This is a genomic window from Halorubrum hochsteinianum, assembly GCF_023702125.1.
Lineage (GTDB): Archaea > Halobacteriota > Halobacteria > Halobacteriales > Haloferacaceae > Halorubrum > Halorubrum hochsteinianum.
The window spans coordinates 2,859,351-2,871,526 of record NZ_CP098415.1; the positions used below are offsets into that span (position 1 = coordinate 2,859,351).

A 12,176-nucleotide genomic window follows, 5' to 3' on the forward strand; every position below is an offset into this window, starting at 1 on the left:
ACCCGATGAGTTATAAATCCAATACGCCTTGAACACGGTATGGCAGCGCTGGCTCCGCTTTCGGTCGCGCTCCTCGTCGCCGTGACGATCGGGCTGGCGGCGGCGATCCTCGCGTGGCGGGAGCGGCCGGAGCCGGGCGCGACGTGGCTCGCCGTCCTCCTCGCGGGACAGGTCTGGTGGGCGACGTTCCTCGTCTTCGAGCTGGAGGCGGCGACCCTGCCCGCGAAGGCGCTGTGGTACGACGTCCAGTGGGTCGGCGTCGTCGCGATTCCGGTCGGGTGGCTCTTCTTCGCGCTGTCGTACACCGGATACCACCGCTACGTGACCCGCTTCTCCGTCGCGCTCGTGTCCGTCATCCCCGTCGCCACCGTCGCGGTCGCCGCCGCCGGCGACCCCGGGGACCTCCTCGCAGTCGACCGAGTCGTGCGCGAGACCGCCGTCGGGACGTTCCTCGACATCGCTCCCGGACCGCTGTACTACGTCATCGCGGGCTACACCTACCTCCTCGGCGCGGTCGGCTCGGTCCCGCTGCTACAGCTGATCCGCGACGACGCGCGCCCGTTTCGGGGACAGAGCGCGGCGCTGCTGATCGGCACCGCCGCGCCGTGGGCCGGGAGCGTCGCGTACCTCACCGGCGCGATTCCGGTCCCGGGGCTCGACCCCACCCCGATCGTGTTCGCGGTCTCGGGGGTGACGTACCTCTTCGCGCTCTCGCGGTTCCGGCTGCTGACGCTCGCGCCGGCCCCGCGCCGCCGCGCGCGACAGCTCGTCTTCGAGCAGCTCCACGACCCCGTGTTCGTCGTCGGGGCCGAGGACCTGCTGGTCGATCTGAACGAGAGCGCCTCCGAGACGTTCGGCATCGACCGCCGGGCGGCGATCGGCGAGCGGGCCGGGGCGATCGTCCCCCGGTACGACGCGGTGCGCGAACTCGACGGCGAGCGGGGGTCGCCGCGGCCGATGTCGATCGTCGGGCGCGACGGGCAGCGGCCGTACGAGGTGACGATCAGGGACGTGGTCGACGACCACGACCGCACCACCGCGAAGGTGATCGCCTTCCACGACGTCGGGGCGTACCTCGGCCAGCAGCAGCGGCTCAACGTGCTCAACCGGGTGTTCCGCCACGACGTGCGGACGGAGACCAACCTCATCCTGGGGTACGCCGAGCGGCTGCGGGCGGACGCGACCGACGAGCGCGCCCTCGCGATCATCGAGGAGAGCGCGGGACGGATGCTCGAACTCAGCGAGCGCACCCGGACCGCCGGGGAGCTGTTCGACCCGACCGAGGAGGCGAAGTCGGGGGCGCTCCCGGACGTCGTCGACGAGGTCGTCGCGGACGCTCGGGACCTCGACCCCGACGCCCGGATCGAGACCGGGCGGGTCCCGGACGTCACGGTCTCGTCGGTGTTGCGGGTCGTCTTGGAAAACCTCTGTTCGAACGCGGTCCGGCACAACGACACCGAGACGTCGTGGGTGCGGATCGACGCCGCGGTCGCCGACGGGTGGGTGGAGGTCACCGTCGCCGACGACGGGCCCGGCATCGACCCCGCCGAGTACGACGTGTTGGACCGCGGCACGGAGACGCCGCTCCGCCACGGGAGCGGGATCGGGCTGTGGATCGTCAAGTGGGGCGTCGACCACCTCGGCGGCCGGATCTCGTTCGCCGAGCGCGAGCCGCGAGGAACCACGGTGACGGTGTCGGTTCCGATCGACGAGTCGGTGACGGGGAAACCCTCGTCGGACGAGGGTCGATAGTCACTTGCGGCCGGAGGGCGACCTCGCCGTATGGACGCTACGGCCACAACGTATCTCCCGTACGCGCTGCTCGCGATGGGCGCGTACGCGCTGGTCGCCCCGCTGATGCGCGTCGCCACGTCGGGACCGAACGCGATCCCGAGCGACGTCGCTGTCGTCGTGTCGAACACGCTCCTCATCGTCATGGCTATCGGCGTGATCGCCTACACCGGGCAGGGGTTCGCGACGCACCTCGCCTCGCCGAAGCTGCCGCACGTGCTCGCCGCGGGCTTCTTCCTCGGCGTCGGGATCCTCGCTTTGTACCGGTCGCTGTCGCTCGGCCCGGTGAGCGTCGTGACGCCCGTCTTCGCGATGTTCCTCGTCTTCTCGTCGGTGATCGGCTTCCTGTTCCTCGGCGAGTCGTTCACCCTCCGGAAGGGGCTCGGGATCGTCTTCGCCGCCGCCTCCGTCTACCTGGTCTCCGGCGGGTAGCGACGGCGCGACCGGCCGCCGGCCCCCGGACCTCGCCGCCCCGACCGCCCCGTCGCCGTCGCCGATCCGGAACCGCCTGCCGCGTGACGAAACCCCTTTACTCGCCAGCGGAAAAGGAGCGCACCCGCCGTGTCTCGCCTTCCGAAATCCCTGCGCGCGCTGCTCTCATACGTCGATCGCCTCCCGAACCCGTTCCGTCTGCTCATCCTCTACATCGGGTTCGCCCTCGCGCGGGTCGGCCTGATCGACCGCCACCGCGTGGTCCGGACGACTGACCTCGCGTGGCCGCGGATCGTCACGGGGATCGCCCGGATGTCGAAGAACGCGGTCGACGTGGCGATGGTCGGCGTCGCGGTCGGCACGAGCGCCGTCGCCGGCGTCGGGTTCGCGGGCCCCTACTGGGGGCTGGCGTTCGCGTTCGGCGGCGGCGTCGCCGGGGGGACCATCGCCTTAGTCTCCCAGCGGTTCAGCGCCGAGGCGTTCGGCGAACTCGGCGACGCCGTCCGGTCGAGCGTCCTCCTCGCGGTGGCTATCACGGTCCCGGTCAGCGCGGCGTTCTGGGCGTACGCCCCGGCGTTCATCGACGCGCTGAGCAGCAACGAGCGCGCGATCGCCTACGGCGCGGACTACCTCCGGGTGGTCGGGCTCGGCGTCCCGTTCGCCGCGCTCAACCTCGTCGGGAGCCGCGTGCTGGTCGGCTGCGACGACGCCTACACCGCGATGCAGGTGCGGGCGGGCGGCGCGGTCGCGAACATCGTCCTCAGCGCGCTGTTCATCTTCGGCTTCGGCTGGGGCGTCGAGGGGGCCGCGATCGGGACCGTCCTCTCGAACGTCCTCGCGGTCGGCGGCTTCACCGTCGGGCTCGTCCGCGGCAGCGCCCCGCTGATCGGGGAGTTCCCGGTCTCGATCGACCCGACCGGCTCGTACGTGAACCCCGGAATGCTGCGCGACCTCGTCGAGATCGGCGTCCCGGTCGGCGCGCGCAACCTCGTGTGGACGGCCGCCGAGTTCCCCATGCTCGCCATCCTCGACGTGTTCGGCGAGAACACCGTGGCGGCGTTCGTCATCGCCCGCCGCATCTGGGGGATCATGAACACCCCCGGCTGGGGGTTCGGGCTCGCCTCCTCCAGCTTGGTCGGGCAGGAACTGGGCGTCGAGCGCCCCGACGAGGCGGAGGCGTACGCCCGGGACATCATCCGCTTCTCGGTGGCGACGTACGCCGTCTCCGCGGTGTTGATCGCCGTCTTCGCGACGCAGATCGTCTCGCTGTTCGCCAACTCGCCGAACAGCCCGGAGATACCGATCGCCGTGAACCTCGTGTACGCGGCCTGCGCGGCGGTGATCTTCCAGGGCGTCTCCGGCGGCGCGGCCGGCCCGCTCGACGCCGCCGGCGACACGAAGATTCCGTTCGCGAGCCAGTTCCTCGGGATGTTCTGCGTGTCGATCCCGCTCGCGTACGTCGGCGCGCACGACGCGACGCCGGCGATAACGGTTCCCGACGTCCTCGCGATCCCCGCGGTGGAGGTCCCGCTCGTCGGGGTGACCGTCGGGGCCGCTGAGATCCCGTTCGTCGGGTTCACGGTCCCGGAGGTCGCGCTCCCCGCGATCGGCCTGTGGGGACTCTACATGGCGTTCATGGCCGAGACCACGATACCGGCGCTGATCAACTACCTGCGGTTCCGCTCGGGCAAGTGGAAGAAGATCAGCGAGGCGTATCGCCCCGAGGCGACCGCGGACGACTGAGGCGTCGGACGGCGGACGACCGAATCAGGAGGCCGAACCGACCGATCCCTTCGACGCTCCGATCGAGCGCTCGGCGGATCGAACGCAGCTACATCACACATACAGTAGTGTATGTATTGTGGAATTCAGAGTGCCAAATGTTCTCTGAAGTAGTCCTTTCTGGCCCCATGAACGAGAGTATTGATAATTAGGGGCAATACTTATGCGACAGGGACGCGTACGAATCGACGTGAAAAACTGCGAGAAGGGCCGTCGGTTCGGGTCAGCCGTAGTGCTCTTACAGGGAGTCGTGACGGCGCTGTTCCCACGAGCGAGCGTCCGGCTCACGAAGAAGATGATAGGGAAGAACTTCGACAACGCCGACGAGCTCGAGGCGACGCCGGCTTACGTCCGGCAGCTTCGTGCGATCGGCGTGGGAATGATCGCGGCTGGCGGGACCGGGCTGCTGCTCGAGGACGCGACGGAGTCGGAGGCCGAAGTCGTCGAAGCGGCCGACGAAGCGACTACCGGCGGCGAGGACTGAGCCGGCCTCGGAATCGAGATCCGGCGAGCCGCCGCCCGTCGGCCTCCCGTCGGGTATCGCGGGCGTCGTCCCGCTGCGTCCCGCGTGCGCAGGGGTGGCGAGACGGCCCAGTACGCTTTTGTTCGGTCCGAGAGTGGGTTCACTCGTGAACGACGAGCTATTCGAACGGATCCTGATACCGATCGCGGGCCCCGACGACGCCGAGGCCACCGCGCGGGCGGTCCGGCCCCACCTCGACCCGGACACGACGCTCATCGTGACACACGTGACGGCTGGCGAGAGCGCCGAGACGACGATCAAGACGGGTCGGGACCAGTTCGCGGGGGCGACCTACGAGACGTTCTACGACATCCTCTACCGAGACGACCTCGAGTTCGAGTGGGTGACGCTCGAAGCGCCGGAGGTCGCGGCCGGGCTGGTCGACGCGATCGACATGACCGAGGCGACGCTCGTCGCTTTCACCCCCCGAGACATCGACGCGTGGAAGCGAGCGATCACGGGCGACCCGGGAGGTCGCCTCATCCGAGCGGCCGACGTCCCGGTTATGGTCTTCCCGGACCGGCGGGCCTGACGGAGGGCCGGCGGACGAGGCCTCCCGCGGGCGTTTACTACTGGAACCCGCTACTGATATCCGACCGGCGTCCTCCGCTCACCGCTCGTCGACGTGGCGGACCTGAACGGCGACGCCGCGCGTCGATCCCGCCATCTCCGGGCCGGACATCTCGGCGCGGCCGACCGCGAACGCCTTCGGGCCCTCGATCACGACCTCGTCGCCGACGCGGATCCCGTCGTCGGCGTCGACGACGCCCGGCGCGAGGACGGAGCCGTGCGGGACGAACGCGTCGATCTCAACGCGTTTCGTCGGCGCGTCGCTCTCGACCCAGCGGCGCGCGCCGGCGAGGGTGAAAGAGAGGGTGCCGTACTGGGGGACCATCGTCGCCAGCTGTTCGCCCGGCTCGCCCTCGCGGCCGGCGTCGGGGTCGTCGCCCCAGACCTGAAGCTTGGGATAGCGCCCCGTCGTTCGGATCTCGCCGCCGAACAGGTCGTCGCCCGCGCCGTCGCCGAGCAGGTAGTCGGCGAGCGCACGGACCGTGTTGTGTTCGCGCTCCCGCTTGCTGTAGGCCGGCTCGCCCTGTAGGGCGGCGTTCAGCTCCCCGAGCGACTCGTCGGTCGTCGGGTGGTCGACGCAGGTGTACTCGAAGGGGACATCGATCTCGGGAGCGGCCTCGACGCGCTCGCAGATCTCGCGGTAGCCGTCCTCGGGGACGTGCGCGACGACGCGGGAGTAGTCGTTGCGTTCCAGATAACGGCGCAGCACCTCCGCGACGAACGATATCTCGTCCTCGCTCCAGTCGCCGGTGACCACCGAGTCGTAGTGTTGGGCGGGGTAGGTCGTCTCCAGCTCCTGCGGGACCACGCCGATCGGCGAGGTCATCGAGACGGTGTGGCCGCGCCACTTGATCGCGTCGTGGAACTGGCGGTGGCTCTGGGAGTCGCTGTACGGCTTCGTCGCCGAGCAGGGGACCAACACGAGCGGCTGGTCGGTGAATCGGTTTCGGTAGCGGCTCGTGACGCGGTCGGCGAACCGCCGGATCTCGACGCGATCGAGCGTTTCCGCCGACGCCGCCGTCACCTCGGCGTCGCGCATGAGCGGCGTGCGCGCTTCGAGGTACCCCCACTGGTCGTCGAACTCGCGGAGGGCGGCCGTGAGCCACCCCTCGTGGCGGGCCTGCCCCTCGACGTAGTCGCGCAGTCGACCGCTCCGGATCCGCTCGCGGACCCGGCGGAGCTCGGCGCGGAGCGCGTTCACGTTGTGCTCGGCGCAGTCGGCGCGGGTGAACTCGCTCCGGGGGTTCGCGCAGGCCGGGCAGGCGCAGGGGAGTTCGTCGAGGTCTTCGAGGAAGTGCTCCGCGTCGGCGGTGAGGTACATCCCCTGCGTCCCCTTGGTCCGGGCGAGCGTCGCGTCGACGAGGTCGACGCCGGCGTACGCGAGGACGGCGACGTTCCGCGGCGTCACGACGCCGGAGAGGCCGAGCGCGGCGTCCGGCGGCAGGGATCCCTTCGCCCGGAGGATCGCGTCGCGGAACGCCTCGCCGTGCCCGACGAACCCCTGCGCGTCCGAGAGGAGGTACGCGTCCGCGCCGAGGTCGCGCGCCCCCTCGCTGTCGACGACCGCCGCGGTCGGGAACGCCGCGTCCGGGTGGTCGACCGCGAACGACTCGCGCACCTCGTCGCGCGTGCCGGCCGGGAACGACCGGTGCGGGAGCACCGTCAACGCGTTCTCGTCGCCGTCGGGCACCTCGCGGTCGCCGGCCCAGAGGCTCCCGGCGTCGTCGAGGAACGGGTCCGCGAGCGCCGGCGTGGTCACCGGGTCGGCGAGGCGGACCTCGCCGAGGCGGGCCGCGCCGTCGCGCTCGTGGACCTCGAAGTGATCGGTCATACCACCACTCGCGCGGGGACGGTCAATTCTCTTGTGTTCCGCGGTCGGTCAGGGTCCGTCGCGCGGGGCGTCGCGCCGACCGCTCCGCCGCAACTGTTAGGCGGTCCGCGACCGACGGATCCGTATGGATCCGACCGGCCCGTGGGACCGCGAGCGCGTCGACGAGTTCCTCGCCGACGCCCGCGTCCCGATCCGCCTCGGCTGTCGCACGCCGAGCGACCGCCCGTGGATCGTCTCGCTGTGGTTCGCGTGGGACCCGGACGGAGGGGGCCGCGCCGACGGCGGGGGCGACTCCGCCGGCCCGACCGGCGCGATCCGCTGTGCGACGAGCGCGAGCGCCGACCTCGTCGAGTTCGTCGAACACGACGACGAGGTCTCCTTCGACGTGTCGACGAGCGACCCGCCGTACAAGGGCGTCCGCGGCCGCGGTCGCGCGACGGTCGTCCCCGACGAGGACAAGCGGCTCCTGCGGTCGCTCCTGACGCGGTACCTCGGCGGGACCGACAACGAGACGGCCGACCGGCTGCTGCGCCCGGAGCGCGAGGAGGTCGAGATCCGGGTCGAACCCGAGCGGCTCCACACGTGGGACTACTCCGAGCGCATGGGATCGCCAGAGGAGTGAGCCGGCCGCGGTCGGCCGCTCCGGTTCGGCGGTCCCCCCTCGGCCGCGGGTCGCCGCTCCCCCCTCGGCCGCGGGTCGCCGCTCCCCGTCGTTCTCCGACAGGCGATCGTTTAAGCGGTCGCCGGGCCACCCACGGGTATGAGCGTTCTCGACAACGACGAGTACCGCGAGTTCCGACGCGACCTCCACCGCCACCCCGAGCCGGCGTGGCGCGAGTTCTACACCACCGCCCGCATCGTCGAGGCCCTGCGCGAGCGCGACCTGACGGCGCTTCACGTCGGTCCCGAGGCGCTGGCGACCGAGGAGCGGCTGAACGTCCCGGACGACGACGAACTGGCCGAGTGGGAGGACCAGGCCCGCGAGGCGGGCGCGGACCCCGAGATTCTGGACCAGATCTCCGGCGGCTACACCGGCTGCGTCGCCGTCGTGGAGCGCGGCGAGGGCCCCGTTGTCGGCCTGCGCGTCGACATCGACGGACTCCCGATCACGGAGTCGGAGGAGGGAGACCACGTCCCGGCCGGAGAGGGGTTCCGCTCCGAGCACGAGGGGTTCATGCACGCCTGCGGCCACGACGCCCACGCGACGATGGGGCTCGGCGCGCTCGACGCCGTCCTCGACTCCGACTTCGCCGGCACGCTGAAGGTGTTCTTCCAGCCGGGCGAGGAGCAGGTCGCGGGCGGCAAGCCGATGGCCGAATCCGGACACCTCGACGACGTCGACTACCTCTACGCGGTCCACGTCGGCCTCGATCACCCCTCCGGCGAGGTCGTCTGCGGCGTCGAGGGGTTCCTCGCGGTGCGCCACCTGCTCGCGGAGTTCGAGGGCGAACCGGCCCACGCCGGCGCGCGCCCCGAGCAGGGCCGGAACGCGGTCCAGGCGATGGCGGCGGCGGTCCAGAACCTCTACGGCATCCCACGCCACGCCGACGGGCCGACCCGAGTGAACGCCGGCCTCGTCGGGGGCGGCACCGCGACGAACATCATCCCCGAGGAGTCGCACATCGAGGGCGAACTGCGGGGACAGACGACCGAACTGGCCGAGTACATGTCCGACCATGCCGACCGCATCCTGAACTCGGCCGCGGAGATGCACGACTGCGAGGTGGAGATATCGACGCTCGGCGAGGCCCCCAGCGCGACGAGCGACGACGCGCTCGCCGGCCTCGTCCGGGAGTCCGCGGGCGACGTCGCGGGCGTCACGAGCATCGTCGACAGCGACGACCTCGGCGGCTCCGAGGACGCGACGTACCTGATGAACTACGTCCAAGACCGGGGCGGACTCGCCTGCTACCTCGGCGTCGGAACCGATCACCCCGGCGGCCACCACACCAGCGACTTCGACGTCGTCGAAGACGACATCTCGATCGGCATCGACGTGATCGCCGGCGCGATCCGACGCGTGGCCGAGACGCGGCCGTAGCGGGACTGGGCCTCAAAAACACCAATTTTGGGACATAATGTGGGACGGTGGCGCGTGCCTGCGAGCGGCCGACAGGCCGCGAGCCAGCACGCGCGAGGGAGTCGCTCGCCGCAGGCGAGCGACGAGGCTGGGGAGGCGTGAGGTGCTGTTGCTGTGTGGGGCGGGAATCGAAGGGGCAGCCGGGAGGCGGGCGCAGGCGACGGTAGGACCGCAGCGAGTGAGCAACGCGAACGAGCGAGGACCGCCCCGAGCGTGCGCCCGCCTCCCGGCTGGGGCTTCGGTGGTGTTCGTGTTGATCTGTGATTTACGAGCGGCTACTGCGGCGTACACCCTCGCTGACGGTCGACGCCGTAGCCGCACGGACTGTACTCAATTCAGAACGTCAGGTGCGAACTCGACGACGGCCCCTCGTCGTCGCCGTCGTCGTCGGGTAACTCCTCGTAGAGGTAGGTGAGGTCGTCGTCGGTGAGGAACACCGCGCCGTCGCGGACGGCCACGTCGACCTCCCGCAGCGTCGTCCCCGCGGCCTCGCCGTTGTCACAGGAGCCGTCGCAGGCGTCGAACGCCGAGCCGTGCTTCGGGCAGACGACCGACCCGCCGCGGGTGACCGCGCCGATATCCTCACGATAGAGTCGCTGGTCCTCGTGGGTACAGCGGTTGATCCACGCGCGGACGGGACCCTCGCCGTCCTGTGTCTCTCCCGGCTCGTCGACGCAGGGCACGAGGAACACCTCGCGGTCGGCGTCGCCCTCGCGGGCCGTGAACGCCCACGAGCCCGCCTCGCGCACGGTCTCGACGGTCGTGAGTCGGTAGTCGGTCATCGGGTGCGTCGGCGTCCGGTCACCGTGTCAGTACTTCGCGTCCGCGCCGGTCGTCTCGTACACGCGGTCCATGATGGCGTCGCGCTCGCGGGTCCAGTTCGCCATCGCGGCGGGGCTGGTCGGATACTCGTCGTAGTGGCCGATCAGCTCGTCCGCCAGCGACTTCGTCTGGTAGAAGTTCCGGATCGTCCCCCAGTAGCCGAAGCTCTTGATCGCGGCCTTCACCTTCAGCCCGAAGGACATCGAGGTCGAGCCCTCGTAGAGCGCCTCCGCGAGCTTCTCGCCCGGCAGCGACGCGAGCAGGCCCATCAGGTCGTCCACGTCGACCGCGGTCGAGAGGACGTTGTACACGTCGAGGCCGGCGTACCGCCCGCCGAAGTGGTCCATCACGCGGGTGTTGTACCGCCAGAGGTTCTCCTCGCTCACGTCGCCGTCGGAGACCGCCTTCACGGCCTGCTCGCCGGCGTACTTGCCCGCGTACGCCGCGCCAGCGATGCCGCCGCCGGTCGTCGGGTTCACGTGGCCCGCGGCGTCGCCGACCGCCATGTACCCCGGCGCGACCGCCGAGTCGTAGGGGCGTCGCGTCGGCAGCGCGCCTCCGAGCTTGTCCCTGACCTCCGCGCCCTCGAACTCGGGGCGGTCCCGGAGGTCCTGTTTCAGCGACTCGATCAGCTGCATCGGCTCCTCGGTCATCTGGAAGCCGAGTCCGGCGTTGATCTCCGTCGCCGTCCGGGGGAAGTACCAGAGGTAGCCCGCGGCGCGGTCCGTCGCCTTGAACACCAATGCGTCGTCCCACTCGACCGGCTCCGGCACGTCGACGATCTCGCGGTACGCGGAACAGAACTGCGAGTAGCGGACGTTCGTGTCGAAGGTGGTCCCCTCGAAGTCGGCCTTGTCCTGAAGCAGCGAGAGGGACCCCGCGCCGTCGATGACGAGGTCGGCCGCGTACGTCCGGGGGTCGCCCTTCCGCACCGCGCGCAGCCCCGTGACGCGGCCCGTCTCGTCTTGTACCACGTCGTTGATGACGGTGTCGTAGTGGAAGTCGACGCCCGCGTCCTCCGCGCCGGCGATGATCTGGCGGCCGTACTCCCAGCGGTCGATGACGGCGAGCTCGCCGGGGACGGGGATATCCAGAATCGTGTCCTCCTGCGGGATCTCGAAGCGACCGTGATCGACGCCGGTGTTCGTGAACGCCGGCTCCAGCCGGTCTTTCGGGATCGCCTCGGGGAACGCGTCCGCGCCCTTCAACGCGTCGCCGCAGGCGATGTGGCCGGCCTCCTCCTCGTCCTTTCGCTCGACGATGACGACGTCGAGCCCCTCGTTCGCGATCGTCGCGGCCGCGTAACAGCCGGCCGTCCCGGCCCCGGCCACGACGACGTCGTACTCGTCGATATCCATTACCGGAGCGTGTCGTGCGCCGGGCAAAACTCTTTGCTCCCGTTTCGGTCGGGTCCGAGAGGTCGGATTCCGCGGCGCGCCGCGGCCCGACGGATCCGACGGCGGAGCCTGACTGTTCAGGCTCGGCGTTTAACGGCGTGGAGCCGCGTTTCACGGACATGGGACGACTGGACGAGGTCGACGCGGACCGGATCCGGGCGTGGCTGCCGGAGGTCCGGTCGGCGGAGGCGACCGCGGCGCTCATGATCGCCGTCGCGTACGACCGGGGAATCGGCACGGCGGAGCTCGCATCGTGGTACGACCGACCGGAGGAGTGGGTCGAGGAGACGGTCGACGCCCTCGACTCGCCGCGGTTCGTCTCGACGGTCGCTCGGCTCGAAGGGGTCGACGTCGAGGCGGTCGCCGCGGAGTCGAACCTCGCGCCCGACACGGTCCGGGACTGGTTCGACGACCTCGCCGACCGACCGGTCGCCGACGCGGCCGACGTGGTGCGACGCTACGCCGAGGGGGCCGTCGAGCCGGTGCGGACGGGGACCGCCTCGACCGTCTACCACCTCGACCGCGACGCCGCGGAGGAGCGCGGCTGGTCGGTGACGGACGACGACCTCTTCGCGAAGGCGGCCGAGGCGGACCTCGGACTGCCGGAGTACGGCCGCTTCCTCGTCGAGCCGGGCGAGTCGATCTTGGAGGCCGCCGAGCGGGGCGGCCGGTCGTGGCCGTACGCCTGCCGCGGCGGTGCCTGCTCGAACTGCGCCGTGGTCGTCGTCGAGGGCGACGTGGCGATGCCCGGCCAGTCGATCCTCTCGGACGAACAGATCCGCGAGTCGAACGCCCGCCTCTCCTGCGTCGGCGTCCCGATCACCGACGAGGTCAAGATCGTCACCGGGATCGGCGACACCGAGGCGTTCGCCGACCTCCGCCTCCCGTCGCCGAGCGACACCGCCGAGACGTCGGACTGACACCCCCCGTCGGACGGGGCTTCGTCCG

11 protein-coding genes are annotated in these 12,176 nt (G+C 70.7%); 8 read left to right on the forward strand and 3 right to left on the reverse strand.

From position 1 onward, the window contains the following. The first annotated feature begins 39 nt into the window (after positions 1-39). From NAF06_RS14440 to NAF06_RS14460, 5 genes are all read left to right on the forward strand, one after another. Entirely contained in the window at positions 40-1,752 is a 1,713-nt protein-coding gene (locus NAF06_RS14440; RefSeq protein WP_008586550.1) for a histidine kinase N-terminal 7TM domain-containing protein, read from the forward strand. Positions 1,753-1,782: 30 nt separating this feature from the next. After that, positions 1,783-2,223 carry an EamA family transporter gene (locus tag NAF06_RS14445; protein ID WP_008586547.1) on the forward strand — a complete coding sequence of 147 codons (441 nt, stop codon included), beginning with the start codon at positions 1,783-1,785 and terminating at the stop codon, positions 2,221-2,223. A gap of 129 nt (positions 2,224-2,352) precedes the next feature. Continuing rightward, positions 2,353-3,966, forward strand: coding sequence for an MATE family efflux transporter (locus NAF06_RS14450; RefSeq protein WP_008586545.1), 1,614 nt, complete (start codon positions 2,353-2,355; stop codon positions 3,964-3,966). Between the two features lie 229 nt (positions 3,967-4,195). After that, positions 4,196-4,489: a DUF6199 family natural product biosynthesis protein gene (locus tag NAF06_RS14455; protein ID WP_049908867.1), complete on the forward strand. Its 294-nt coding sequence runs from the start codon at positions 4,196-4,198 to the stop codon at positions 4,487-4,489. A 145-nt stretch (positions 4,490-4,634) separates the two neighbouring features. Beyond that, positions 4,635-5,060 (forward strand): universal stress protein, encoded by a 426-nt coding sequence (locus NAF06_RS14460; RefSeq protein ID WP_008586541.1) that lies wholly within the window; start codon positions 4,635-4,637, stop codon positions 5,058-5,060. A 78-nt stretch (positions 5,061-5,138) separates the two neighbouring features. Here the strand turns inward: NAF06_RS14460 and arcS are convergent, their stop codons facing one another. Beyond that, positions 5,139-6,929 (reverse strand): archaeosine synthase subunit alpha, encoded by a 1,791-nt coding sequence (arcS, locus tag NAF06_RS14465; protein ID WP_008586539.1) that lies wholly within the window; start codon positions 6,927-6,929, stop codon positions 5,139-5,141. A 124-nt stretch (positions 6,930-7,053) separates the two neighbouring features. Between arcS and NAF06_RS14470 the strand changes: the two genes are divergently transcribed. Beyond that, positions 7,054-7,551 carry a pyridoxamine 5'-phosphate oxidase family protein gene (locus NAF06_RS14470; RefSeq protein ID WP_008586536.1) on the forward strand — a complete coding sequence of 166 codons (498 nt, stop codon included), beginning with the start codon at positions 7,054-7,056 and terminating at the stop codon, positions 7,549-7,551. A gap of 138 nt (positions 7,552-7,689) precedes the next feature. Beyond that, entirely contained in the window at positions 7,690-8,970 is a 1,281-nt protein-coding gene (locus tag NAF06_RS14475) for an amidohydrolase (protein WP_251106168.1), read from the forward strand. 374 nt (positions 8,971-9,344) lie between these two features. On the opposite strand, the gene NAF06_RS14480 is transcribed toward NAF06_RS14475, so the two are convergent. Beyond that, on the reverse strand, positions 9,345-9,791 hold the full coding sequence (locus tag NAF06_RS14480) for a Rieske (2Fe-2S) protein (RefSeq protein ID WP_008586534.1): 447 nt from the start codon (positions 9,789-9,791) through the stop codon (positions 9,345-9,347). A gap of 27 nt (positions 9,792-9,818) precedes the next feature. Then, entirely contained in the window at positions 9,819-11,189 is a 1,371-nt protein-coding gene (locus tag NAF06_RS14485; protein WP_008586531.1) for a geranylgeranyl reductase family protein, read from the reverse strand. 158 nt (positions 11,190-11,347) lie between these two features. Here NAF06_RS14485 and fer point away from each other — a divergent pair, with 158 nt between their 5' ends. Further along, a complete protein-coding gene (fer, locus tag NAF06_RS15515) occupies positions 11,348-12,148 on the forward strand; it encodes a ferredoxin Fer (RefSeq protein WP_008586529.1) in 801 nt (266 codons plus the stop codon). The last annotated feature ends 28 nt before the right edge of the window (positions 12,149-12,176 follow it).

Bases quoted from the DNA above. Each gene is read 5' to 3' on its own strand.
- NAF06_RS14440 (WP_008586550.1), top strand. From the start codon at position 40: ATGGCAGCGCTGGCTCCGCTTTCGGTCGCGCTCCTCGTCGCCGTGACG.
- NAF06_RS14445 (WP_008586547.1), top strand. From the start codon at position 1,783: ATGGACGCTACGGCCACAACGTATCTCCCGTACGCGCTGCTCGCGATG.
- arcS (WP_008586539.1), bottom strand. From the start codon at position 6,929: ATGACCGATCACTTCGAGGTCCACGAGCGCGACGGCGCGGCCCGCCTC.
- NAF06_RS14470 (WP_008586536.1), top strand. From the start codon at position 7,054: ATGGATCCGACCGGCCCGTGGGACCGCGAGCGCGTCGACGAGTTCCTC.
- NAF06_RS14475 (WP_251106168.1), top strand. From the start codon at position 7,690: ATGAGCGTTCTCGACAACGACGAGTACCGCGAGTTCCGACGCGACCTC.
- NAF06_RS14480 (WP_008586534.1), bottom strand. From the start codon at position 9,791: ATGACCGACTACCGACTCACGACCGTCGAGACCGTGCGCGAGGCGGGC.
- NAF06_RS14485 (WP_008586531.1), bottom strand. From the start codon at position 11,189: ATGGATATCGACGAGTACGACGTCGTCGTGGCCGGGGCCGGGACGGCC.
- fer (WP_008586529.1), top strand. From the start codon at position 11,348: ATGGGACGACTGGACGAGGTCGACGCGGACCGGATCCGGGCGTGGCTG.